Raw genomic sequence first — 22,952 nt, 5'->3', positions numbered from 1 at the left:
GCATATGACAGCAGGCGGGTGCGGAGTGCGAGCACCGCCACACTCTGCGCAGCCGGTTGTCAGTGCCGGGTGCCACGATCTCGCCATGGCCCTTGTGCGTTGTGAAGAACGGCCCGACCGGGAACCGGTGCTCCTGGCCGACGCTCTGCCGACCGTCGTGGACGGCATCCGCCTGGCCGCGCGCACCGCGATACCCGTCGCCGACCCGTCGGCCGGCACCCCCACGACCTGCGGCCGGTGCGCCTGCGCCGCCTACCGCCACCGCACCGCGGGCGGTCACTGGATCCTGGTGGAGCCCGGTGAGTGGCCGCCGGCCGCCGTCCCGGCCGGCCGCCGCTGGCGCGTCGCGGGCGACGGCACGGCGGTCAACCTGCGTGCCAGCGTGCCTTCCGACACCTGCCGGATCAGCCACGTCGACGTCTGCCCGGCGGGCCCGCCGCCCGTGGCGTCGCCCGCGCTGCTCGTCCAGTGGCGGCGCAACGCCCGCCGCCGGCTCAACTGAGCTGGGCCGGCGCCTCGGTCGCGATGCGCTCGAAGACCTTCTCGTCCGCCGCGTAGACGGAGTCCGGCACCGGCCAGTGGAGCACGATCTCCGTGATGCCGGCCTCCGCGTAGCGGCCCGCGAAGTCGACGAACGCGTCGAGCGACTCCAGCGGGCGCTCGGCCGTCGAGCCGGTCAGCAGGACGCGGTCGAGCTCGCCCGGGTCGCGGTCGATCTCGGCGCAGGCGATCTCCAGTTGGTCGTACTGGCGCGAGACGACCTCGTGGCACTTGTCCACCGGCACGTCCGCCGGGCCCTTCGGGTCGCCGTAGGTCACCCAGGCCTGGCCGTAGCGTGCCGCCAGCCGCAGCCCGCGCGGGCCCGTCGCCGCCACCGCGAAGGGCAGCCGCGGCCGCTGCAGGCAGCCGGGGATGTTCCGCACCTCGTGCGCCGAGTAGAACTCGCCCTCGTAGCTCACCACCGGCTCCGTCAGCAGCCGGTCCAGTACGTCGACGAACTCGCCGAAGCGGTCGGCCCGTTCGCGCGGCGACCACGCCACCTGGCCCAGTGCCGTCGCGTCGAAGCCCACCCCGCCGGCGCCGATGCCGAGCGTCAGCCGTCCGTCGCTGACGTCGTCGAGGGTGATCAGCTCCTTGGCGAGCGTCACCGGGTGCCGGAAGTTCGGCGAGGTCACGAGCGTGCCCAGCCGGATCCGCTCCGTCGTCGCGGCCGCCGCCGTCAGCGTCGGCACCGCCCCGAACCACGGGAGGTCCCGGAAGCTCCGCCACGACAGGTGGTCGTAGGTGTAGGCGGTGTGGAAGCCGAGCTCCTCGGCCCGGTGCCAGACCTTCCGCCCCTGCTCGTGCCAGCGGTAGATCGGCAGAATCACAGTGCTCAGGCGCATGTTCCCCACCCTACGGGGTGGCCCCGCGCCGCCCGGCCCGGTGCGGTCCGATGATCGGGACGGCAGCCGCCGTCCGGTGGAAACCGTTCGGCGAGCCGTGCCCGTCCGGCCGGTGGCCCCGCACACCGCGGGAACCTGGGAGCGCCCCGCAGGGCGCCCCGGCCGGTTCACAGGGCTGGTACCCCAGGAGGGGGAGGGCCGCAACTCGGGGCGGCGCGGGCCGGAAGACCGGCGCCGGAGGGGCCGGCCGGGGCACGGCTGGGCCACCCGGGTGGTGTTGATCGGAATATCGGCACCCTCGGGGTGCGGCACCGAGGATTTCGTGCTCACTTCCGCATCATCGGATTAGTCGCTCCCGACTCACCGAAGGAAGTGAGAGGTCATGGCTGCCAACAACCGCGTCAGGACGTTCTGGGACGTCTTCGTGACGCTCCTGCTCAAGATGGTCGCGTACTTCGGGTTCGCCGTCCCGGTCTCGCGTAGCACGGCTCCGGCCGCGCCGCGACCGGAGACCGTCCCCGGCACCCGGTTCCTCCCGACCGCCGAGGCGGTGCGCCACTGGGCGCCGGCTCCGCGTACGGAACCGGCACCACAACCGGTGCCCGTGGGAGCCGCCGCGTCGGGACCGGGACTCCGTGCCGAACCGGGCGGCCGCACACCCGAGGTCCCGTCGTCGCGCAGTTCGTCCCGCCGGTCGTCGCTCACACCCACGCGCAGTTCGTCCCGCCGGTCGTCCCTCGCGCCCTCGCGCGGCTCGTCCAGCGGGTCGTCCCTCAGGCCGTACCGCGACGAGCCCGCCGTGGCCGAGCCGTCCGTTCCGTTCGAGTCCGCGCCCTGCCTCGCCGCCGCGACCGGTTCCGGTGGAATGTCCCTGCCACCGACGATGAAGCAGCGCATCCGCGCTGAGGCCCACGGCGCCTCGCCCGTGACCCGTGTGCGCACCCGTCCGATCGGCGACGCGGGTCTCGACCCTGTGCTGAGCGACGCGACCGCCGCCCCGGCCCGTACCCCCCGCCGCGAGTGGGCGCTCTGCGCATGACCGCCGCGGACGCGCGTGACCAGCCCGTACGGCGTGCCGCACGGCCCCCGTTGACGGAACGTCAAGCCGCCCCGACCCCGCAGGCCGCGGAGGACCGCGACGAGCGGAACCCCCGAGGCGCAGCGCACCGGCACCACCACGGCGCCGGACACGGCACCCGCTCCAGCGGAACCGTCCGGACCCCCCGGACGACGGGCGTGCACGAGGGCCCGGGCCGGAGCACGGCGCAGAGCACGACCCCGAGCAGGAACCCGAGCACGACCGCGAGGACGAGGACGACGATGCCGGAGACGACCCGCACCCCCGAGGCCGTGCCGGTCACCGCCGGCTCGAACCGGCCCCACCCGTGGGCCACGTACCCTCCGGTCGCCGGCCCGCCCGCGCACGACGGCGGCCGACACCGCCGCATCCGCGCGTACGGCGGAGCAGGCGCGCCCCCGCCCGAGCACCGCACAGCCGAACACCGCAACGCCGAACACCGCACAGCCCAACACCGCACACCCACGAACCCCCCAAGCGGGCCCCGCACACGTGCATCCGCACGCCCGCACCCGTATCCCCACCCGCACCCGCACGCACACCCCACGACCCGGCGCAGCGCCACGCGGCACCCCCGCGGGGTCCGGCCCGTCGGGGTCGACCGGTGGAGCCGACCGTGCTCCCGGACGACGCCCCGGCACGGCTGAACCGTGCGACCCGCAGGAGGAACCCCGGCAAGACGGACGCACCGCACCGCCTCCCCTACGGGAAGGTCAACCGCAAGGACTACGCACAACCGCCCCCCAGACTGACGACGGGGTGTGGCCCGCGCCACTAGGTTCGTGGCGTGACTGTGATCGCTACCGAAAGCCTGACGAAGCGGTACCCGAGGGTGACCGCTCTGGACCGGCTCACCGTCGACATCGCACCCGGCGTGACCGGGTTGGTCGGTGCCAACGGAGCCGGCAAGTCGACCCTGATCAAGATCCTCCTCGGGTTGGCGCCGGCCACGGAAGGCCGGGCCGCCGTCCTGGGCATGGATGTGGCGACAGAGGGCGCGGCGATCCGCGCCCATGTGGGCTACATGCCGGAGCACGACTGCCTGCCCCCGGACGTGTCGGCGACGGAGTTCGTCGTCCACATGGCCCGTATCTCGGGGCTGCCGCCGGCCGCCGCGCGTGAGCGCACCGCGGACACGCTCCGCCACGTCGGCCTGTACGAGGAGCGGTACCGCCCCATGGGCGGGTACTCCACGGGCATGAAGCAGCGGGTGAAGCTGGCCCAGGCACTGGTCCACGACCCACGGCTGGTGCTGCTCGACGAGCCGACGAACGGGCTGGACCCCGTCGGCCGCGACGACATGCTCGAGCTGATCCGGCGCGTCCACACCGAGTTCGGCATCTCCGTGCTGGTCACCTCCCACCTGCTGGGTGAACTGGAGCGCACCAGCGACCACATCGTCGTCATCGACGGCGGCTCCCTCCTGCGCTCCTCCTCGACCAGCGACTTCACGCAGGCGACCGCCTCGCTCACCGTCGAGGTCACCGAGCACGAGGACGAACTGGTGGAGAAGCTGACCGCCGCCGGGCTCAACGCGCACGCGGACGGCCGGCTGATCATGGTCGACATCGACGGGGACGAGACGTACGACGCGGTCCGCGACGCGGTCGCGGAGCTCGGCACGGGCCTGGTGCGCATGGAGCAGCACCGGCACCGCATCGCCGAGATCTTCCGGGGAGGGGACGAGCATGACGCAGCTTGAGGGCAGGCCGCCCGCCGCCGACGTCATCCACGACATCGGCTACCGGCACTACGACGGCCCGCGGCTGGGCCGGGGCTACGCGCGCACGTCGCTGTACGTCCAGAGCCTGCGCAGCGCGTACGGGCTCGGCCGCTCGGCGAAGTCCAAGGTGCTGCCGATGATCCTGCTGGCCGTGATGTGCGTGCCGGCCGGGATCATGGTCGCGGTGGCGATCGGCACCAAGGCGACCAAGCTGCCGATCGAGTACACCCAGTACGCGATCATCATGCAGGCGGTCATCGGCCTCTACCTGGCGGCGCAGGCCCCGCAGTCCGTCTCGCTGGACCTGCGGTTCAAGACGACGCCGCTGTACTTCTCCCGCCCGATCGAGGCGGTCGACTACGTCGCGTCGAAGTTCGCGGCGCTGACCACCGCGCTGTTCATCCTCACCGCGACGCCGCTGCTGATCATGTACGTCGGGGCGCTGCTGGCCAAGTTCGACGTGGGCGACCAGAGCGCGGGCTTCGCCAAGGCGATGCTGGCCGCCCTGCTGCTGTCGCTGCTGTTCTCGGGCATCGGCCTGGTGATCGCGGCGCTGACGCCGCGCCGGGGCTTCGGCGTCGCCGCGGTCATCGCGGTGTTCACGCTCTCGTACGGTGCGGTGACCAGCGTGCAGGGCGTGGCCTCGATCAACGGCAACGCCGACGTGATCGGCTGGCTGGGCCTGTTCTCGCCGATCACGCTGATCGACGGCGCGCAGACCTGGTGGCTGGGCGCGACCTCCAGCTTCCCCGAGGGCGCGGGTCCGAAGGACGCGGTCGTCGGCACGGTCTACCTCCTCGTCCTCCTCGCCGTGATCGCCGGCTCCTTCGGCCTGCTGATGCGCCGCTACCGAAAGGCCGTACTGTCGTGACCACCCTGTCCATCGACCACGTGTCCCGCTGGTTCGGCAACGTCGTCGCCGTCAACGACGTGACGATGACGATCGGCCCCGGCGTCACCGGCCTGCTCGGCCCCAACGGCGCGGGCAAGTCCACCCTGATCAACATGATGGGCGGCTTCCTGGCCCCCTCGGCCGGCACCGTCACCCTCGACGGCGCCACGGTCTGGCGCAACGAGCAGGTGTACCGGCACATCGGCATCGTCCCCGAGCGCGAGGCGATGTACGACTTCCTGACGGCCCGCGAGTTCGTGGTCGCCAACGCCGAGCTGCACGGCCTGCCGGACGCGGGGGCGGCGGCGCAGCGCGCCCTGGCCACGGTCGAGATGGAGTTCGCGCAGGACCGACCGGTCTCCACGTACAGCAAGGGCATGCGGCAGCGCGCCAAGATGGCCTCCGCGCTGGTGCACGAGCCGTCGGTGCTGCTGCTGGACGAGCCGTTCAACGGCATGGACCCCCGGCAGCGGCTGCACCTGATGGAGCTGCTGCGGCGGATGGGGGCCGAGGGCCGCACGGTGCTGTTCTCCTCGCACATCCTGGAGGAGGTCGAGCAGCTGGCGAGCCACATCGAGGTGGTCGTCGCCGGCCGGCACGCCGCCTCGGGCGACTTCCGCAAGATCCGCCGGCTCATGACGGACCGGCCGCACCGCTACCTGGTGCGCTCCAGCGACGACCGGGCGCTCGCCGCCGCGCTGATCGCGGACGGCTCGACGGCCGCCATCGAACTGGACTGGAAGGAGCGGGCGCTGCGCGTCCAGGCGATCGACTTCGCCGGCTTCACCGAGCTGCTGCCGCGCGTCGCGCGGGAGCGGGGCATCCGGCTCTACACGGTCTCGCCGTCCGACGAGTCCCTGGAGAGCGTCTTCTCCTACCTGGTCACGGCGTAGGCAACGGCTGCAAGGAGTTCCGATGTTCAATCCCACCGTGGCCAGGCTGACCTACCGGGGGCTGCTGGGCCGCCGCCGGGCCCTGGTCCTGTTCGCCCTTCCCGCGCTGCTGATCCTGATCTCCGTGGCGGTGCGGGTGCTGGTCGGCGCCGACGACTCCATCGCGAGTTCGGTGCTCGGCGGCTTCGCGCTGGCGACGATGGTGCCGCTGGTCGGCGTGATCGCCGGCACCGGCGCCATCGGCCCGGAGATCGACGACGGCTCGATCATCTACCTGCTGGCCAAGCCGGTGCGGCGGCCGACGATCATCGTCACGAAACTGCTGGTCGCCATCGCGGTGTCGGCGGTCTTCTCGGCCGTGCCGACGCTGATCGCCGGGTTCATCCTCAACGGCAACAGCCAGGGCATCGCGGTCGCGTTCACCGTCGCGGCGGCGGTCGCCTCCGTCACGTACGCGGCGATCTTCCTGCTGCTGGGCGTGGTGACCCGGCAGGCCGTGGTGTTCGGCCTGGTCTACGCGCTGATCTGGGAGTCGCTGATCGGCAGCCTGGTGCCGGGGGCGCGCACGCTGAGCGTGCAGCAGTGGGCCCTGGCGCTCGCCCAGAGGATCGCCGGCGAGGGCATGGTGACCTCCGACGTGGGCCTGCCGCTCGCGGTGGTGCTGCTGGTCGGTGTCACCCTCGCCGCGACGGCGTTCGCGGGGCAGCGGATGCGGTCGCTGACGCTGGCCGGCGAGGAGTGATCGTTCCGGCCTAGGCCCCGTTGCCTCGTAAGCCGCCCGGGTGGTCTTCTGCCGCCCGGGCGGCCCTGCTCCCCCGACGTTCGCACATCGGATTGTCAGATTTGCGGCGTGATGTCCGAGACTCCGCTGCTCTTCGCCGTGGGCGTGTTCCTGGCCGCCCTCGGCCTGCTCATCGCGCTGTTCAGCCCGGAGCTGGCCCACCACATCGACGCGCTCGCCGCGCTCTCCGTCGCCGGGCTCCGCCGCCTGTGGTCCCTCGACAGGGGTCCCCGGCGCTTCGTCCCCGTCCCTCGGAAGTGGGCTACGTCACAGGACTCATTGAAAATTCAAGGGAATGCGGTTACGGTGCATGAGGTTGAATCGTAAACCAACACGTCCCCAAGGAGTTCATCATGGGCCTCTTCAACCGTAAGAGCGACGCCGCCGAGACCGCTGCCGTCACCACCGCGGCGTCCGCCGACCTGGCGCACCTGACCGGTGAGTACACCATCGACCCGACCCACAGCGAGGTCGGCTTCGCCGTGCGCCACGCGATGGTCACGACCGTGCGCGGCCAGTTCGCGGAGTACGAGGGCAAGCTGCGGCTGGACGGCGGCAAGCCCGCCAACTCCTCCGCCGAGGTCACCATCAAGGTCGTCAGCATCGACACCAACCAGGCCCAGCGCGACGAGCACCTGCGCACCGGCGACTTCTTCGACGCCGCCACCTACCCGGAGATCAGCTTCCGCAGCACCTCCGCCGAGCAGGTCGACGACGAGACCTACCGCATGCACGGTGACCTCACGATCAAGGACACCACCAAGCCGGTCTCCATCGACTTCACCTACAACGGCTCCGCCACCGACCCGTACGGCAACCTCCGTGTCGGCTTCGAGGGTGCCACGACCGTCAACCGCGGCGACTGGGGCCTGACCTACAACGCGGCCCTCGAGGGCGGCGGCGTCCTGATCAGCGACAAGGTCAAGCTGACCTTCGACATCTCCGCGATCAAGGCGGCCTGAACCCGCTGAACACGCCGTCCCCTGCCGCACGACGGAGGGGAGGGCAGCGGACGAGACGGCCGGCACCGCCGGCACCGGGCGCCGCCGCTCCGCACCACGCGGCGCGGCGGCCCGGGTCGTCCTCCCCGGCGTGGGCGCCTGGGTGCGCTCCACCCCCGGGACCACCTCTGGCTGCTGGTCCTCGCCGTGACCAGCTGCGTCATGGCGGCCGCCCCGCCGGACAGCACCAACCTGGCGGAGCCGGGCTCCCGGCCGGTGCGCGCTGCTCGGCAGCGCGCTGTGGACCGAGTCCCCGGCGGCCTTCGGGCTGTACGTGCTCTGCTTCGAGGCTGTCCACGCCCCCGCCGAACGCCGGCTGGGTACCCGCCGCCGGCTCGGCGTCGCCGCCCTGGCCCACGTCGGGGCGAGCGTCCGGCGTGCTCACCCACCGCGTAGACCGCCCTGGCGGTTGCCCTGCCTGCTCGCGGCGCCGGGCTTCCTCGGCTACCCCTGGTGGCCCAGGGTCGTACGTACACCGACCTCGGGCACGTCATCGCCCTGCTGACCGGCCTCGCCTGTCGCGGGCTCACGCCCCGGGGAAGAGCCGCTCCAGGACCAGTGCGATCCCGTCCTCGCCGTTGGAGGCCGTGACCTCGTCGGCGGCCGCCTTCAGCAGCGGGTGGGCGTTGCCCATCGCGACGCCGTGCGCCGCCCACTCGAACATCGGCAGGTCGTTGGGCATGTCGCCGAAGGCGATGGTCTGCGCGGCCGTCACGCCCAGCCGGCGCGCGGCAAGCGACAGCCCCCGGGCCTTGGACAGGCCCAGCGGCAGCAGCTCCACGATGCCCTCACCGGACATGACGGCGCTGACCAGGCCGCCGGCGGCCGTGGTCGCGGCCTGCGCGAGCTCGTCGTCCCCCATCCCCGGGCGCTGGATGTAGAGCTTGCTGACGGGCGACGCCCACAGCCCCTCGACCTCGTCCACCGTGCCGCCCACCGGCAGCTCGGAGTCGAACAGCCGGTAGCCGGGGCCGAGCACGATGTCGCCGTCCACGCCGTCGAGCGCCGCCGCCACGGCCAGCCGGCCGGTCTCCGCCTCGATCGCGGCCAGCGCCGCCCGGGCGGTCTGCCGGTCCAGGGTGACCGAGGTCAGCAGCCGCCGCTCGCCCGCGTGGTAGACCTGCGCGCCCTGCATGCAGACGGCCAGGCCCTCGTAGCCGAGGTCGTCCAGGACGTGCACCGTACGGGCCACCGGGCGCCCGGTGACGACGATGTGGCCGGCACCCGCCGCGGTGGCCGCGGCGAGCGCCTTGCGGGAGCGTTCGGAGACGGTGTGGTCGGGGCCGAGCAGCGTGCCGTCGAGATCCGTCGCGACGAGGCGGTAGGGGAGCGGAGGGGTCACTTGGCGACCGGCTCCAGCACCTCACGGCCGCCCAGGTACGGGCGCAGCGCCTCGGGGACGCGGACCGAGCCGTCGGCCTGCTGGTGGTTCTCCAGGATGGCGACGATGGTGCGCGGGATGGCGCACAGCGTGCCGTTGAGGGTGGCCAGCGGGCGGGTGCCGTTCTCGTCCCGCAGGCGCACCGAGAGCCGGCGGGCCTGGAACTCGGTGGTGTTCGAGGTCGAGGTCAGCTCGCGGTACTTGCCCTGGGTGGGGATCCACGCCTCGCAGTCGAACTTGCGCGCGGCCGAGGAGCCGAGGTCGCCGGAGGCCAGCTCGATCACCCGGAAGGGCAGCTCGAGCGAGGTCAGCCACTGCTTCTCCCACTCGACCAGCCGCGCGTGCTCGGCCTCGGCGTCCTCGGGGCGGGTGAAGACGAACATCTCCACCTTGTCGAACTGGTGGACGCGGATGATGCCGCGGGTGTCCTTGCCGTACGAGCCCGCCTCGCGCCGGTAGCAGGGCGAGAAGCCCGCGTAGCGCAGCGGCAGCTTCGACGCCTCGATGATCTCGTCCATGTGGTACGCGGCGAGCGGGACCTCGGAGGTGCCGACCAGGTAGAGGCCGTCCTTCTCCAGGTAGTACACGTCGTCCTCGACCTGGCCGAGGTAGCCGGTGCCGGCCATGGCCTCCGGCTTGACCAACGTCGGGGTCAGCATCGGGGTGAAGCCGGCCGCGGTGGCCTGCGCGATGGCCGCGTTGACCAGGGCCAGCTCCAGCAGGGCGCCGACGCCGGTCAGGTAGTAGAAGCGCGAGCCGGAGACCTTGGCGCCGCGGTCGACGTCGATGGCGCCGAGCAGCTCGCCGAGGTCGATGTGGTCCCGGGGCTCGAAGCCCTCGGCGGCGAAGTCGCGCGGGCTGCCGACGACCTCCTTGACGACGAAGTCCTCCTCGCCGCCGACGGGGGCGTCGGGGTGGACGATGTTGCCGAGCTGCAGCAGCAGGCGCTGCGCCTCCTCGGCCGCCTCGTGCTGCTCGGCGTCCGCGGCCTTGACGGCGGCGGAGAGCTCGCCGGCCCTCTTGAGCAGCCCGGCCTTCTCGTCGCCCTGCGCCTTGCCGATGAGCTTGCCCATCGCCCTCTGCTCCGCGCGCAGCTCGTCGAAGCGGGTACTGGACGACCTGCGCCGCTCGTCGGCGGAGAGGAGGGCGTCGACGAGCGCGACGTCCTCTCCACGGGCGCGCTGGGACGCGCGCACACGGTCGGGGTCCTCACGAAGCAGGCGAAGGTCAATCACGGGAACAGGCTACCGGTGCGCCGGGTGCCGACGCGACAAGTTAAGTGCTTTATGAGGTGTTATGTCCGCTTCGAAAGGAGGGTGCGGGAAATGCCGCGCCGCCGATAATGGCGGGTCGGTTACCGTCAACCGAATTCTTCGCGTCCCTCCGGGGAGGGCATGTGCCCTGTGGACAACGGCAGTTGGGGCAGGTCCGGAGCGGAGAGTTATCCACAGGGGGAGGGGTTCCCCCCTCGCTTGTCCACAGCCCGTGTGGATGGGCTGTGGAAGATGGACTTGATCATTCCGTGGGGTGGGTGCCGGGGCATGGATTCCCGCTCCAAACCCTCCTAACACTCCCTTTCGAGTGAGAACTCTTCCCTCTATCGAGTTGTTCGAAGGTATTGGGATGACGAATGATGACCTGTGGGCCTGCGGGCCCACTTGGTGCGAGTGTGCCGATTTGTCGATCTGGCGGTTCCTTGGGCGACTTGTTCTGTCGACTTATCCCCAGCCCTCGGCAATGGCCTGTGGATAACGCGGTGGACAACCGAAGGGGCCACCGGTTGTTCACCGGAGGCCCCGTGAAGCGGTGCGCGAACCGCTCAGACCCGCCCGTCCAGGGCGCGGCCCAGCCAGTCCGCCGCGGCCGTGAACTCCTCGTCGGTCGTCCCCTTGCGCTGCTGCGGCGGCACCTCGTCCGCGCGCGGGTACGAGCCCAGGAACCGCACCTGCGGGCAGATCCGCTTCAGGCCCATCAGCGCCTCGCCGACCCTGCGCTCGGTGATGTGCCCCTCGCAGTCCACCGAGAAGCAGTACCGGCCGATCCCCTCACCCGTCGGCCGCGACTCGATGCGGATCAGGTTCACCCCGCGCACCGCGTACTCCTGCAGCAGTTCCAGCAGCGCACCGGGGTGGTCGTCGCCCAGCCAGAACACCGCGGAGGTCTTGTCGGCGCCGGTCGGCGCGACCGGCCGGGCCGGACGGCCGACCAGGACGAAGCGCGTCTCGGCGTTCGCCGCGTCGTGGATCTCGGTGGCCAGCGGCTCCAGCCCGTACGTCGGCGCCGCGAACTCGCCCGCGAACGCCGCGTCGTGGCGGCCCTCCGCCACCAGCCGGGCGCCGTCGGCGTTCGACGCGGCCGACTCCCACGCGGCGTCGGGCAGGTGCGCCGACAGCCAGTTGCGGACCTGCACCTGGGCCGCCGGGTGACCGGTCACGGTCTTGACGTCCCCGAGCCCCGTGCCCGGGCGCGCCAGCAGCGCGAACGCGATGGGGAGCAGCACCTCGCGGTAGATCATCAGCGGGGAGCCCGCCGCCAGTTCGTCCAGGGTCGCGGTGATGCCGCCCTCCATCGAGTTCTCGATGGGGACCAGGGCGGCCGCGGCCTCCCCGCAGCGCACCGCGTCGAGCGCGGCCTGCACCGAGACCATCGGCACCAGCTCGCGGGTGGCGGCCTCCGGCAGCGTCCGGAGCGCGGCCTCGGTGAACGTGCCCTCAGGGCCGAGGTAGGTGTAACGGCTCGCCGGCGACATGCCAGCAGCCTAGGCCCTGACGCGGCGCCCTTCCTCAGGACTCCAGCAGCCGCTGGCCGACGTACTCGCCCGGTGCCGCCCCGCCCGGGACCGCGAAGAGCCCGCTCGCCTCGTGGCGCAGGAAGCGCGACAGGCCGTCGCCCCGGTCGAGCTTGCGCTGCACCGGCACGAACCCCTTGAGCGGATCGGCCTGCCAGGCCACGAAGAGCAGCCCGGCGTCCGGCGCGCCGTCCTCGCGGTAGCCGTCGTGGTACGAGTAGCCGCGCCGCAGCATCGCCGCGCCGCCGTTGGAGGCCGGGGCGGCGACGCGGACGTGCGCGTCGGCGGCGATCGCGAACGCACGGCCGTCCGGGCCGATCCTGTCGAGGTCGGGCTTGCTCGACTCGGTGCCGCCGGACAGCGGGGCGCCGTCGGACTTGCGGCGCCCGATCACCTTCTCCTGACGCTCCAGGGGGAGGTTGTCCCAGGTGTCCAGCAGCATGCGGATGCGCCGGACGACCGCGTAGGAGCCGTTCGCCATCCACTGCGGCGAGCCGCCGGCGGGGACGAAGACGCGCGCGTCGAAGTCGGGGTCGGTGGGCCGGGGGTTGTTGGAGCCGTCGACCTGGCCCATCAGGTTGCGGGCGGTACGCGGCTCGGCCGTCGTGCCCGGGGTGCGGTTGAAGCCGTTCATCTGCCAGCGCAGGGAGGCCGTGCCCGCGGCCTCCTTCTGCAGCACGCGCAGCGCGTGGAAGGCGACCAGGGCGTCGTCCGCGCCGATCTGGATCCACAGGTCGCCCTCGCTGCGCCCCCGGTCGAGCGCGTCGGAGGCGAAGTCCGGCAGCGGGGCGAGTGCCTCCGGTATCCGTCCGCCCAGCCCCGTCCTGGCGAAGAAGCCGCGGCCGAAGCCGAAGGTGACGGTGAGCGAGGACGGCCCGGCGTCCAGGGCGACCTGGTTGTCGCCCGCGGGCGCCCGGCCCTCCGTCATCGCCTCGGCCGCCGCCGACCAGCGGCGCAGCAGGGCCGCGGCGCCCTTGCGGCCCGCCCCCGCGGCCAGGTCGAAGGCGGCCAGGTGGCCGCGGGCCTGCAGCGGGGTGGTGATGCCCGCCTGATGGGTGCTGTGGAAGGGGACGGCCGTCGCGCCGACCGAGGTCAGCGCGGTGGCCTCGTCGCGGGTCGCGTGCGCGGTGACGGCGCCCGAGGCGCCGCCCACGAGCAGTCCGGCGGCGCCCGCCGCGCCCGCGGCGCCGAGCAGACGGCGCCGCGAGAGGTCCTGGGGACGGTCGTTCATGAGCCGATCTTCACTACCTTGGTGCGGGTGACCTGGTCGATGTCCGAGGTCCGGACGGTGACGGAGACCGTCCACTCCCCGGGGACGGGGATCTGGACGTTCTCGGCGCTCCAGTGACCGGTGTCGATCTTCCCGAGCGTCACCGGGATGGGCCCGATCTTCTTGGCCTTCAGCGTGAAGGAGACCTGCACCTCGGGGACGTCGAAGGCGCGGCCGTCGGGGGCGGTGACCAGCAGGTGGAGCTCGTTCTCGGCGATGCCGCCCGGGTCCAGGGTCACCTCCGCCTCGCCCTTGCCGTCGCGGCCGCCGGTGTCGAAGGGGATCCTCACGTCCAGCGGCTCGGGCACCTCGGACACCGGCGCCGTCGCCTGCTGGGCGGCGCCCTCCTCGGCGGCCCTGCCCGGCTGGGTGCCGGTCAGCAGCGTCGTGACGGCCAGCACCACGATCGCGACGGCCACCTCCGCCAGCACCGACTTGCGCAGGCCCGTGCGCTCGGCGTCGGCGTCGCGCTCCTTGCGGGCGCGCTCCTTGGCGAGCGCCGCCTCCTGCCGGGCCAGCTGCCCGGCGCGCTCGGAGGCGTCACCGCCGCCGCCCGCGCCCCCCCGTCCCACCGCGACCGGCTGGGCGACGGCGGTCCGGCCGCGTACGACGGCCGCCTCGCCGAGCCGCCCCGTCCAGCGGCGGGACAGCCAGGCCAGCTCCACCAGCACGATGACCAGGCCGACCTTGACCAGCAGCAGCTGCCCGTAGCCGGTGGACACCAGCGCGTCCCAGGAGCCGAGCTGACGCCAGGACTGGTAGACGCCGGTGACGACCAGGGTCACCACGGCCCCGAAGGCGATCTTCGAGAAGCGCTGCACCGTGGCCCGCTCCACGCGCTGCCCGCTCCACAGGGCGACCAGCAGCGCGGTGAGGCCGCCGAGCCAGACGGCCATGGCCAGCAGGTGCACGATGTCGACGGGCATCGCCACCGACGCCTGGATGCCGACCGAGGCGTGCTCGGCCATGGCCCACGTCGCGGCGAGGCCGACCGATACGACCGTGCCGCCGATCGCCAGCCCCCAGGCCAGGTCCTGGCGTTCGACCGGGTCCTCGCGCTTGGCCCAGCTGCCGAAGAGGACGGCGATGAACACCGCGCCCGCGGCGAGCAGCAGCAGCCGGGACAGGAGCGCCGCGCCGGGCCGGGTGTCCAGGACGTCGCGTACGCCGCCGAGGTCGAAGGCGTCGCCGAGGCCGCCGCCGTTCGCGTAGGGGGCGCGCAGCATCAGCAGCAGTATTGTCGCGGCGACCATCGCCGCCCAGCCGGTGGCCACCAGCCGCCGCATCGAGCGGGTGCGGGCGCCGTCCGGCCAGCACACGCCGATGAAGAAGGCGGCGCCGACCAGCAGCGCGAAGCCGAGGTAGGCGGCGTAGCGGGCGATGTCGTACAGGGTGCCGACGACACCGCCGCCCACCTCCTCGGTGGGCAGCGCGACCGAGGTCTTCGAGGGCGCGCCGATGGAGAAGGTGAAGGCGCCCGCCACCGGGTGGCTGTCGGCCGAGACGGCCTTCCAGGCGACGGTGTACGTGCCGTCGCCGAGTCCCGGGCGCAGGGCGACGGCCGCGGTGGTGTTCCCCCGGCCGCCGTCGTTCGCGTCACCGGTCTCGGCGCGTCTGCCGTCCGGGCCGAGGACGCGGATGGCGTCCCTGGACAGCAGCACGCCCTCGGAGAAGGTCAGCCGCACCTGCGCCGGCGCGGTCTTCACCACCGACCCCTGGGCCGGGTCGGAGCCGATCAGCGCGGCGTGCGCGGACGCCGGCACGGCGGTGCCGAGCAGCAGGCCCAGCACCGCGAGCGGCAGGGCCAGCAGGCGCAGCACGGACTTCGTCATCACCCTCATGGCGCTCTCCTCAGTCCCCCGGACGGTAGCCCGCGGGCTCGACCGGGACGCGTACGTCGATGGTTCCGGCGTCGTCGAAGTGCAGCCGCAGCGCTATCCGCTCGCCGGCCACGGGCTTGTGCTCGAGGTCCGTCAGCATCAGGTGGTTGCCGCCGAGCGCGAGCGTGAGCCGCCCGCCCGCGGGCACGGTGAGGGAGGTCACCCGGCGCATCCGGTTGTCGTCGGTGCTGTGCAGGGTGATGTCGCCGGACAGGTCGCTGGTGACGGAGGTCAGCCGGGCGTCCCGGTCCCCGCTGTTGGTGACGGTGAAGTACCCGGCCGCCATGTCCGCCAGCGCGGGCTGGGGGATGTAGGCGCCGCTCACCTCCAGTTCGGGGCCGTCCGGCGCTCCGGAGCAGGCCGTGGCGCCGAGCAGCACCAGGGCGGCCGCCGCCGTGACGCGCCGCAGGGAGCGGCGGGTCACGGCGTCCGTCCAGCGATGATCTTCGGCAGGTCGGCGCCGAACTCCTCGGACGTGGTGCCCGACATGTACAGCGCGTGCGCCTTGTCGTCCTTCGGCGAGTACGCGATCACCTGGGCGCCGTGCGTCACGGTGATGCTGCCGTCCTTCTCCTTCACCGGCTTCTCCACGTCCACGCCGAGCGTGCGCGCGCCCGCCTGGATGGTGGCGAAGTCACCGGTGAGGCCGACGAACGCCTTGTCCTGCGCGCCCAGCCACTCGCCGAGTCGCTGCGGTGTGTCCCGCTCGGGGTCGGTCGTCACGAAGACCACGACGAGCTTGTCCTGCTCCGCCTTCGGCAGCTTCGACTTGGCGATGGCGATGTCGCTCATCGTCGTCGGGCAGACGTCCGGGCAGTGCGTGTAGCCGAAGAAGAGCAGGGTCGGCCGGCCCTTGGTCCGCTCGACGAAGTCGTACCTCGCGCCGTGCGTGTCCTTGAGGATCATGTCCGGCTTCTCGAACGGCGTGTCGAGGACGGTGGCCGCCTTGGGCGTCGCGTCGATGGAGACGGCCGGCTCGGCGCCGGAGGCGTCGGCCCCGCCGTCCGGGCCGCCGCAGGCGGCGAGGGTCAGGGCGAGTGCGGCGACGGCGGCGGCCGAGGCTGCCGCCCTGAGGGTGGTACGCATCAGGGGTTCCCCAGGAATTCGTTGCGGCGCCGGGGCGGCCGCGGTGCGTGCGCGGCGCGGCCGCCCCGGCGATGGTGCGTCAGGCGGACGGCGTGCCCGTGCCGCGGCGACGGCCGGCCAGCACACCGAAGGCGACACCGGCCACGCCCACGACGATGCCGACGATGCCCAGCGCGCGTGCGGTGGTGTCACTGGCGTCGGCGGAGGCGGCCTTCTCCGTGGCGGCGTCGCCGTTCGCCGAGACGGGCTCGGCCTTGGCGTCGTCCTTCTTGTCGTCCGCGGTGGAGGCGTCGTGGTGGCCGTCGTCCGCCGCGTCGGCGAGGGTCAGCACGGGAGCCGGGTGCTCCGGCTCCTCCTCGCCCTTCTGCTGCTCCTCGATCCAGCGCACGACCTGCTTGTCGTCGTACGTCTGGAGGGCCTTGAAGACCAGCTGGTCGGTGTCCTCGGGCAGCGGGCCCAGGGAGACCGGGAACTGCTGGAACTCGCCGGGCTTGATCTCGCCGCCGCTCCAGGTGATCTTCGTGACGGCCTCGGTGATGTCACCGTGCCCGGTCTTCAGCGGGGTCGGGAGCTTGCTCTTGGTGATCTTCACCGTCCAGCCGGGCACCGGCTGGGTGGAGACGGAGGCGATGGGGTGGTCGATCGGCAGGTTGACCTCGACCTTGATCGTCGCAGCCTTGTCGTCCTCGTTGGGGACCTTGAACGCGACCGTGCTGTAGCCGCCCTTGGCGGCGTTGCCGGGCTGGACGCTCACGTGCGCGAAGGCGGGGACGGCGGTGGCGAGCACGGCCGCCCCGGTGACGGCGGCGAGGGCGGTGGCGCGGCGCATGACGGTGTTCATGATGCGGAGACTCCACGGTGACGGAGGGAAGGTGTCGGATGGCACGCGTGCGGCGCGCGCGATTCCGCCCTCATACGTCGGTTGAGCGGATCGCGTTCAGGCCGCGGGGGCGTACGCCGGCGGCCCCCGCCGGGCCAGGCTGTGCCGCAGCAGCACCGTGCGCGGTGCGCGGTCGGGGCCGTCGGCGCGGCCCGCGCCGGGGACGGCGCAGGGCGCCGCCGGGTTCCCGGACAGCAGCAGGCGCACCAGCGCGACGGCGTGGCGCAGGGCGGCGCCGGACAGCTCGGACAGCCCGCGGGCCGACAGCGCGAGCAGCCGCCACAGCGCGGCCTCGCCGCGGCGCAGCAGCCAGCCGGCGGTCACCGCGGCGACCACGTGCGCGAGCAGCATGGGAAGGCTGTAGGAGAGCATCGTGCTCTCGGTGACCGCGGGGGACATCCCGGGCATTCCCGTCATCCCGGGCATGTCCGCCATGTGGCCCGTCCCGGTGACGGCGTGCGCGTGGGCGGGCAGCGCCGCCGCCCGCTCGTCGCAGAGCAACCGCCCGGCGATCGCGGCCACGCCGCCGCCACCGCAGATCCCGCCCACGTTGAACAGCACGTGCAGGACGAGCTGTCCGCCCGCGAGACCCGTCGAGATGGCGGGCATCGAGCGCTCCCGCCCGGCGAGCGGGGCGACGAACGCGAAGACGGCGAGCCAGCCCGCCGCCAGCGTCCAGCCGGGCACCCCGTGCCCCGACGCCAGCATGTGCGCGCCCGCGGACAACACGACGCAGACCGCGGTGAACACCGCGGCCCGCAGCAGTCGCAGATCGGCGCCGGCGCGCACGGGGGAAGACATGACGGGCGTCATCCTCTCACCGAGTGCCCCTCCTGCGAACGGCGGGGCCCGGAACACGCCGGTCTGTGCTATGGCGTCCGGTGCCGTTCCTACACCCGCCTACGGACCGATGGCATCCGCCGTATGGCTGGCATCACGTCAACGCCACGCTTACCGACCGTGTTTCGGGGCAATACGTATCGGTATGTCGAGCCGCAGCCAGGAGGCTGAGCATGAGCATCTGGTGGTCCCTCCACTTGCGGCGCGAGGCTGCGAGCGTTCCGCTCGCCCGCCGGCTCCTGCTGGGGACGATGGAGACGGCCGGGGTGGACCCGGACATCTCCTACGACCTGTCCGTCGCCCTCACCGAGGCCTGTGCCAACGCCGTTGAGCACGCCGCCCACGGCGAGTACCGGGTCACGGCCCGCATCGAGGGCGACCGCTGCCGCATCGAGGTGGCGGACTCCGGCCCGGGTTTCGCCCCGGACCTGCGCCGCACGCACCACTCCGTACGCCCGCTGGCGAAGAAGGACCAGCACGCCGAGCACGGGCGCGGGCTCTTCCTGATCGAGGCGCTCGTGGACCACGTCCACTTCCACAACCGTCCCGGGCACGGGGCGGTGGTCAGTTTCGACAAGATCCTCAAGTGGCGGGACGACTCGCTGCTCAAGGTCTCCTGACGCACGCGGTCCCCTGACGCACGGAGGCCGGGGCCCACGGAGGTCCGTGCGGCCCCGGCCGTCCGTCCGGGTGGCGGGGGGTCAGCCCTTGAGCTCCGCCATCCAGCGCTCGACCTCGTCGGAGCGGCGCGGCAGGCCGCCGCTGAGGTTCCGGTTGCCGTCCTCGGTGACGAGGATGTCGTCCTCGATGCGGACGCCGACGCCCCGGTACTCCTCCGGCACGGTCAGGTCGTCGGCCTGGAAGTACAGGCCCGGCTCGACGGTGAGGACCACGCCCGGCTCCAGCGTGCCGTCGACGTAGGTCTCCGTGCGGGCGGCGGCGCAGTCGTGGACGTCCAGGCCCAGCATGTGGCCGGTGCCGTGGAGGGTCCAGCGGCGCTGCAGGCCGAGCTCGAGGACGCGCTCGACCGGGCCCTCGACCAGGCCCCACTCGACGAGCTTCTCGGTGAGCACCCGCTGGGCGGCGTCGTGGAAGTCGCGGTAGGCCGCGCCGGGGCGGACGGCGGCGATGCCGGCCTCCTGGGCCTCGTACACGGCGTCGTAGACCTTCCGCTGGACGTCGCTGTACGTGCCGTTGACGGGCAGCGTGCGCGTGACGTCGGCGGTGTAGAGGGTGTGGGTCTCCACGCCGGCGTCGAGCAGCAGCAGGTCGCCGGAGCGGACCGGGCCGTCGTTGCGGACCCAGTGCAGGGTGCAGGCGTGCGGGCCCGCCGCGCAGATGGAGCCGTAGCCGACGTCGTTGCCCTCGACGCGGGCGCGCAGGAAGAACGTTCCCTCGATGTAGCGCTCGGAGGTCGCCTCGGCCTTGTCCAGCACCCGGACGACGTCCTCGAAGCCCCGCGCGGTGGAGTCGCAGGCCTTCTGCAGCTCGCCGATCTCCCACTCGTCCTTGACCAGCCGCAGCTCGGACAGGAACTCCTTCAGCTCGGCGTCGCGCTCCGCGGTGACCTTGTCGGTCAGCGCGGCCTCGACGCCGGCGTCGTAGCCGCGGACGACCCGGACCGGGCCGGTGGCCTCGCGGAGCACGTCGGCGACCTTGCGGACGTCGGCGCACGGCAGGCCCAGCACGACCTCGGCCTCGGCCAGGCTGTGGCGGCGGCCGGTCCACAGCTCGCCCTGGCCGTCCAGCCAGAACTCGCCGTTCTCCCGGGAGGAGCGGGGGAGCAGGTATGCGGTGGCGTCGTGAGATCCGTCACCGTTGGGCTCCAGGACCAGGACGGCGTCCTGGGTCTGGTCGCCCGTGAGGTGCACGTACTCGCTGGCGGCACGGAACGGGTAGTCCGTGTCGTTGGCGCGGGTGCGCAGGTTGCCGGCCGGGACCACCAGCCGCTCGCCGGGGAACCGCGCGGACAGCGCGGCACGCCGCTTGGCCGCGTACGGTGCCTGCTCGACCGGCTGCAGGTCGTGCAGTTCGGTGTCCGCCCAGCCGGACTTCATCACCTCGGTGAGCTCGTCGGAGACGGCCGGATACAGGCCGTTCTTCCGCTGCTTGATGGGCTCGTCGCCTTCCGGGGTCTCCGGAGCGCGGTCCTCGACCACGTCGTGCCTCCTCGCTGTAGACCACCCCATCGTAAGTGGGCGCGGAAGACGGCCGGCGGCGGTCCCCGCCCGGGCTCAGTCGAAGCGGGCGGCGAGCAGGACGACGTCCTCGGTCGGGTGGGCGTCCTCCCGGTCGCCGGGGAGCATGGCGTGCAGGACGTGCTCCACCAGCTGCGCCGGGTCGTCCCGGGCGGTCCGCGGGGCGGACGCCGCGGCCGCGTGCAGGCGGGCGGAGGCGCGGTCGACGGGATCGCCGGTGCGGTGCAGCAGGCCGTCGGTGTAGAGCAGCACGGTCTCCCCGGCCAGCGGCCGGAACTCGACGCTGGGCGCCTCCCAGCAGCTGAGCATGCCCAGCGGCGCGGACAGCGAGGTCTCCACGTACTCGACCCGGTGCCCGCCCACGACCAGCGGCGGGCAGTGCCCCGCCCCGGCGACCACGACCTTCCGGGAGGCCGGCTCGGCGTACGCGAACAGGGCCGTGGCCGACCTGGCGGGCTCGGTCAGCCGCAGCAGCAGCTCCAGGTCGGACAGGACGGCGACCGGGTCCTCGCCCTCCATCACCGCGTACGCCCGCAGCGAGGCCCGCATCCGGCCCATCGCGGCGACCGCGCTCATGCCGCCGCCGCTCACCCCGCCGACCGACAGCCCCAGCGCCCCCTCGGGCAGCGGGAGGGCGTCGTACCAGTCGCCCCCGCCGCCGGCGGCCGGGAGGTGCCGCACGGCCAGCCGGACCCCGGGGACCCGCGGCAGCCGGGTCGGCAGCAGCTCCTGGCGGAGCGTGGCGACGGTGGCGCGGCTGCGGTCCAGTTCCAGCAGCCGGGCCAGGTGCTCTGCGGCGTGGCGGCAGTACAGGCCGATGAGGTGGCGCCGGCGCTCGGTGGGTTCGGCCGGCTCGTCGTAGAACCACAGGGCGGAGCCCAGCCGGCCGGTGGACTCCGCGGACAGCCGCAGGGCGTAGCTGGCGCCGAAACCGAGCCGCAGGGCGACCTCGCGGTGGCGCGGGTCGATCCCGGGCTCGCGGCACAGGTCGGTGTGGATCTCCTCCGCGGGCACCGCCTCCGGTGCCGCGGGCAGCGGAATGGTCTCCAGCGCGCCGAGCTCGGCCGGGCCGAGGCCGAGGCCGACGACGGTGGCCGGACCCAGCCGGTCGGCGGGGGAGACGGCGGCCAGGCCGCGCCGGGCGCCGACCAAGGCGCCGCCGGCGCGCAGCAGTTCGCGCAGCGCGTCCTGCAGGGTCGCGGTCCCGGCCAGCCGCTCGGTGAGTTCGTGCAGGGTGGTCAGGTCGGAGACCCAGGAGGCCAGCCTGTCCTGGGTGGCGGTGAGCCGGCCGACCGGATCCGCCGTCCCGGGACGTGCGTCCGGATCGTCCGGATGGGGTTCCGGATGGGATTGCTGTTCGACCACGGGGGAGGAAGTGTGCGCCGGTGGCGGAATGGGTGGGTCGATTCCGGCCACTTTCGGAAGGCGCGCGGCGCTCATGGCCGCCGGCTTTCACGATCTTCGTCGTGCCGCGGCGACGGCTCCGCAGAGCAGCGCATTTCCGTCAATAGCATCGCAAACCCCCAAGCTCGTGCTGCGCCGCTATCAATGGTTTCCCTTCTACCGCCTACTCGTGGGTGTGTCCAGGATTGCCCAGGTGGAAGGGCTGGTGTCGGCGGGTCCGCGGAGATGCAGGACTATGGCCGAAAAAGGGCACCGCGTGCCACAATTAGTTGTCGACTGAAGGGGTTCGACAGCGCGTCATATCCATCGCAGTGGGTACGTACCGGATGGGAGTTGGCGGCCTCAGGAACCCGGCGCCCTGCCGGGGCGTCATAGACCGAGACGGCCGACCCTCCCCCATGGCGGGGTTCTTGCACAGCCGGCGGGACCGCACACAGCAGCACACGCAAGCACACGCAGCAGTTCCCAGCACTCCGCAGGACGAACAAGCGCCAGTGTGCGCCACCCCCCGCCATGTTCCACGCTCGGCTCGAGACGTGATGCGCTGACTCGTAAGCGGTGTGCTCCAGATTACGTTGTGTCATGGGCAGATCCCTGAGCGCTAACGGAAAGGAACGAGCGCAGATGCGCGAGATCCTCGGAAGGCGACGCAAGAGCAGTCCCGAGCTGCTGCGTGCGGCGCTCACCTGCGCCGAGCGGTGGCACTGGCCCGTGGTACCCGGAGCCGGTACGGACGCACGCGGCGGATGCGCCTGTCTGCGGCCCGACTGTCCGGTGCCGGGCGCCCATCCGCACGACCCGGGCCTCCTCGCGGCGACCTGCGATCCACGGATGGTCCGCTGGTGGTGGACGCGGCGGCCGGACCAGCCGCTCGTGCTCGCCACCGGCGACCGGGTCTCGGCGGTGAGCCTGCCGGCCGTCGCGGGGGCGCGGGCGCTGGGCGTCTTCGACAAGCTGGGGGTGCGCACCGGCCCGGTCGTGGCCACCCCCACGCGCTTCGCCCTCCTGGTGGAGCCGTACTCCCTCGAGGAACTGGGCGAGTTGCTCGTCCGGCACGAGTGGGTGCCGACCTCGCTGCGGTACCACGGCCAGGGCGGCTACCTCCTGCTGCCGCCCTCCCCGGTCGGATCCGGCGGCACCGCGGGGGCGCGCTGGGTCAGGCCGCCGGTGGTGGACCGGGGCGACCGGGCGCCGTGGCTGCCCAGTGTGCGGGTGATCGTCGACACCCTCGTGCAGGCCGGGCGTACGGCACCGGACGGCAGCCGGCTCTCGTACTGACGCCGGCTCCCCGGCGGGGCCCGTGGGAGGCGTGTGAGGGCGGCAGTCGCCCTCGGCCGTCACTCGTTCGGGTAGGAGCGGGGGGGGGGGGGGGGGGCGGCGCCGCCCCCCCCCCCCCCCCCGGCGCGGGGGCCCCCACCGCGTGTTGTTGGTGGGTTGGGGGCACAAAACGACGGGGGCCCCCCCCCCCCCCC

Annotated in this window: 23 protein-coding genes; 11 read left to right on the top strand and 12 right to left on the bottom strand. The window is 72.9% G+C overall.

Annotated features, from left to right (window positions below; all coding sequences use genetic code 11):
* Positions 1-85 precede the first annotated feature (85 nt).
* Positions 86-502 carry a DUF6083 domain-containing protein gene (locus ACFZAU_RS09700; protein WP_500551720.1) on the top strand — a complete coding sequence of 139 codons (417 nt, stop codon included), beginning with the start codon at positions 86-88 and terminating at the stop codon, positions 500-502.
* On the opposite strand, the gene ACFZAU_RS09695 is transcribed toward ACFZAU_RS09700, so the two are convergent.
* Positions 495-1,385 carry an LLM class flavin-dependent oxidoreductase gene (locus ACFZAU_RS09695; RefSeq protein ID WP_500551719.1) on the bottom strand — a complete coding sequence of 297 codons (891 nt, stop codon included), beginning with the start codon at positions 1,383-1,385 and terminating at the stop codon, positions 495-497. The genes ACFZAU_RS09700 and ACFZAU_RS09695 overlap by 8 nt on opposite strands.
* A 382-nt stretch (positions 1,386-1,767) precedes the next feature.
* Between ACFZAU_RS09695 and ACFZAU_RS09690 the strand changes: the two genes are divergently transcribed.
* From ACFZAU_RS09690 to ACFZAU_RS09655, 8 genes are all read left to right on the top strand, one after another.
* Entirely contained in the window at positions 1,768-2,424 is a 657-nt protein-coding gene (locus ACFZAU_RS09690; RefSeq protein ID WP_500551718.1) for a DUF6344 domain-containing protein, read from the top strand.
* Positions 2,425-3,250: 826 nt separating this feature from the next.
* Positions 3,251-4,165, top strand: coding sequence for an ABC transporter ATP-binding protein (locus tag ACFZAU_RS09685; RefSeq protein WP_326573488.1), 915 nt, complete (start codon positions 3,251-3,253; stop codon positions 4,163-4,165).
* Entirely contained in the window at positions 4,152-5,057 is a 906-nt protein-coding gene (locus ACFZAU_RS09680) for an ABC-2 transporter permease (RefSeq protein ID WP_499604717.1), read from the top strand. Before ACFZAU_RS09685 ends, ACFZAU_RS09680 begins: the two co-directional genes overlap by 14 nt.
* On the top strand, positions 5,054-5,971 hold the full coding sequence (locus tag ACFZAU_RS09675; RefSeq protein WP_500551717.1) for an ABC transporter ATP-binding protein: 918 nt from the start codon (positions 5,054-5,056) through the stop codon (positions 5,969-5,971). The genes ACFZAU_RS09680 and ACFZAU_RS09675 overlap by 4 nt, the downstream gene beginning before the upstream one ends.
* 22 nt (positions 5,972-5,993) lie before the next feature.
* On the top strand, positions 5,994-6,713 hold the full coding sequence (locus tag ACFZAU_RS09670) for an ABC transporter permease subunit (protein ID WP_499604721.1): 720 nt from the start codon (positions 5,994-5,996) through the stop codon (positions 6,711-6,713).
* 108 nt (positions 6,714-6,821) lie between these two features.
* Positions 6,822-7,079 (top strand): hypothetical protein, encoded by a 258-nt coding sequence (locus ACFZAU_RS09665; RefSeq protein WP_500551716.1) that lies wholly within the window; start codon positions 6,822-6,824, stop codon positions 7,077-7,079.
* 26 nt (positions 7,080-7,105) lie between these two features.
* Positions 7,106-7,714 (top strand): YceI family protein, encoded by a 609-nt coding sequence (locus ACFZAU_RS09660; RefSeq protein WP_500551715.1) that lies wholly within the window; start codon positions 7,106-7,108, stop codon positions 7,712-7,714.
* A gap of 262 nt (positions 7,715-7,976) precedes the next feature.
* Complete coding sequence (locus ACFZAU_RS09655) at positions 7,977-8,258, top strand: rhomboid-like protein (RefSeq protein WP_500552072.1); 282 nt, start codon at positions 7,977-7,979, stop codon at positions 8,256-8,258.
* A 21-nt stretch (positions 8,259-8,279) separates the two neighbouring features.
* Here the strand turns inward: ACFZAU_RS09655 and ACFZAU_RS09650 are convergent, their stop codons facing one another.
* The 9 genes from ACFZAU_RS09650 to ACFZAU_RS09610 all read right to left on the bottom strand — a co-directional run bounded on the left by ACFZAU_RS09650 (position 8,280) and on the right by ACFZAU_RS09610 (position 17,839).
* Positions 8,280-9,095, bottom strand: a complete 816-nt coding sequence (locus tag ACFZAU_RS09650) for an HAD family hydrolase (RefSeq protein ID WP_500551714.1) — start codon at positions 9,093-9,095, stop codon at positions 8,280-8,282.
* Positions 9,092-10,369, bottom strand: coding sequence for a serine--tRNA ligase (gene serS, locus ACFZAU_RS09645; RefSeq protein WP_500551713.1), 1,278 nt, complete (start codon positions 10,367-10,369; stop codon positions 9,092-9,094). The genes ACFZAU_RS09650 and serS overlap by 4 nt, the downstream gene beginning before the upstream one ends.
* Positions 10,370-10,953: 584 nt before the next feature.
* Positions 10,954-11,883 carry a prephenate dehydratase gene (gene pheA / locus ACFZAU_RS09640; protein ID WP_500551712.1) on the bottom strand — a complete coding sequence of 310 codons (930 nt, stop codon included), beginning with the start codon at positions 11,881-11,883 and terminating at the stop codon, positions 10,954-10,956.
* Positions 11,884-11,917: 34 nt separating this feature from the next.
* Positions 11,918-13,153 carry an iron uptake transporter deferrochelatase/peroxidase subunit gene (efeB, locus tag ACFZAU_RS09635; RefSeq protein ID WP_500551711.1) on the bottom strand — a complete coding sequence of 412 codons (1,236 nt, stop codon included), beginning with the start codon at positions 13,151-13,153 and terminating at the stop codon, positions 11,918-11,920.
* Entirely contained in the window at positions 13,150-15,033 is a 1,884-nt protein-coding gene (locus ACFZAU_RS09630) for a copper resistance CopC/CopD family protein (RefSeq protein ID WP_500551710.1), read from the bottom strand. The genes efeB and ACFZAU_RS09630 overlap by 4 nt, the downstream gene beginning before the upstream one ends.
* Before the next feature lie 10 nt (positions 15,034-15,043).
* A complete protein-coding gene (locus ACFZAU_RS09625; RefSeq protein WP_500551709.1) occupies positions 15,044-15,496 on the bottom strand; it encodes a copper chaperone PCu(A)C in 453 nt (150 codons plus the stop codon).
* Positions 15,493-16,158, bottom strand: coding sequence for an SCO family protein (locus ACFZAU_RS09620; protein ID WP_499604740.1), 666 nt, complete (start codon positions 16,156-16,158; stop codon positions 15,493-15,495). The genes ACFZAU_RS09625 and ACFZAU_RS09620 overlap by 4 nt, the downstream gene beginning before the upstream one ends.
* Positions 16,159-16,237: 79 nt before the next feature.
* Positions 16,238-16,999, bottom strand: a complete 762-nt coding sequence (locus tag ACFZAU_RS09615; protein WP_500551708.1) for a YcnI family copper-binding membrane protein — start codon at positions 16,997-16,999, stop codon at positions 16,238-16,240.
* Between the two features lie 96 nt (positions 17,000-17,095).
* A complete protein-coding gene (locus ACFZAU_RS09610; RefSeq protein WP_500551707.1) occupies positions 17,096-17,839 on the bottom strand; it encodes a hypothetical protein in 744 nt (247 codons plus the stop codon).
* Between the two features lie 212 nt (positions 17,840-18,051).
* Between ACFZAU_RS09610 and ACFZAU_RS09605 the strand changes: the two genes are divergently transcribed.
* Entirely contained in the window at positions 18,052-18,498 is a 447-nt protein-coding gene (locus tag ACFZAU_RS09605; RefSeq protein ID WP_018558220.1) for an ATP-binding protein, read from the top strand.
* Between the two features lie 81 nt (positions 18,499-18,579).
* Here ACFZAU_RS09605 and ACFZAU_RS09600 read toward each other — a convergent pair whose 3' ends face one another.
* On the bottom strand, positions 18,580-20,067 hold the full coding sequence (locus ACFZAU_RS09600) for an aminopeptidase P family protein (RefSeq protein WP_500551706.1): 1,488 nt from the start codon (positions 20,065-20,067) through the stop codon (positions 18,580-18,582).
* Between the two features lie 45 nt (positions 20,068-20,112).
* Positions 20,113-21,516 (bottom strand): PP2C family protein-serine/threonine phosphatase, encoded by a 1,404-nt coding sequence (locus ACFZAU_RS09595; protein ID WP_500551705.1) that lies wholly within the window; start codon positions 21,514-21,516, stop codon positions 20,113-20,115.
* A 588-nt stretch (positions 21,517-22,104) separates the two neighbouring features.
* Here ACFZAU_RS09595 and ACFZAU_RS09590 point away from each other — a divergent pair.
* Complete coding sequence (locus ACFZAU_RS09590; RefSeq protein ID WP_500551704.1) at positions 22,105-22,758, top strand: bifunctional DNA primase/polymerase; 654 nt, start codon at positions 22,105-22,107, stop codon at positions 22,756-22,758.
* The last annotated feature ends 194 nt before the right edge of the window (positions 22,759-22,952 follow it).

The organism is Streptomyces sp. NPDC008238 (genome assembly GCF_042956445.1).
Classification (GTDB): domain Bacteria; phylum Actinomycetota; class Actinomycetes; order Streptomycetales; family Streptomycetaceae; genus Actinacidiphila.
Note: the sequence above shows the minus strand (reverse complement) of the source record. Positions and strands in the feature narration are given on the sequence as shown.

Coding starts and splice junctions, on each gene's coding strand:
- ACFZAU_RS09700 (WP_500551720.1), top strand. CDS start 86: ATGGCCCTTGTGCGTTGTGAAGAACGGCCCGACCGGGAACCGGTGCTC.
- ACFZAU_RS09695 (WP_500551719.1), bottom strand. CDS start 1,385: ATGCGCCTGAGCACTGTGATTCTGCCGATCTACCGCTGGCACGAGCAG.
- ACFZAU_RS09690 (WP_500551718.1), top strand. CDS start 1,768: ATGGCTGCCAACAACCGCGTCAGGACGTTCTGGGACGTCTTCGTGACG.
- ACFZAU_RS09680 (WP_499604717.1), top strand. CDS start 4,152: ATGACGCAGCTTGAGGGCAGGCCGCCCGCCGCCGACGTCATCCACGAC.
- ACFZAU_RS09670 (WP_499604721.1), top strand. CDS start 5,994: ATGTTCAATCCCACCGTGGCCAGGCTGACCTACCGGGGGCTGCTGGGC.
- ACFZAU_RS09660 (WP_500551715.1), top strand. CDS start 7,106: ATGGGCCTCTTCAACCGTAAGAGCGACGCCGCCGAGACCGCTGCCGTC.
- pheA (WP_500551712.1), bottom strand. CDS start 11,883: ATGTCGCCGGCGAGCCGTTACACCTACCTCGGCCCTGAGGGCACGTTC.
- efeB (WP_500551711.1), bottom strand. CDS start 13,153: ATGAACGACCGTCCCCAGGACCTCTCGCGGCGCCGTCTGCTCGGCGCC.
- ACFZAU_RS09630 (WP_500551710.1), bottom strand. CDS start 15,033: ATGAGGGTGATGACGAAGTCCGTGCTGCGCCTGCTGGCCCTGCCGCTC.
- ACFZAU_RS09620 (WP_499604740.1), bottom strand. CDS start 16,158: ATGCGTACCACCCTCAGGGCGGCAGCCTCGGCCGCCGCCGTCGCCGCA.
- ACFZAU_RS09615 (WP_500551708.1), bottom strand. CDS start 16,999: ATGAACACCGTCATGCGCCGCGCCACCGCCCTCGCCGCCGTCACCGGG.
- ACFZAU_RS09610 (WP_500551707.1), bottom strand. CDS start 17,839: ATGTCTTCCCCCGTGCGCGCCGGCGCCGATCTGCGACTGCTGCGGGCC.
- ACFZAU_RS09605 (WP_018558220.1), top strand. CDS start 18,052: ATGAGCATCTGGTGGTCCCTCCACTTGCGGCGCGAGGCTGCGAGCGTT.
- ACFZAU_RS09600 (WP_500551706.1), bottom strand. CDS start 20,067: ATGGGGTGGTCTACAGCGAGGAGGCACGACGTGGTCGAGGACCGCGCT.
- ACFZAU_RS09595 (WP_500551705.1), bottom strand. CDS start 21,516: ATGAGCGCCGCGCGCCTTCCGAAAGTGGCCGGAATCGACCCACCCATT.
- ACFZAU_RS09590 (WP_500551704.1), top strand. CDS start 22,105: ATGCGCGAGATCCTCGGAAGGCGACGCAAGAGCAGTCCCGAGCTGCTG.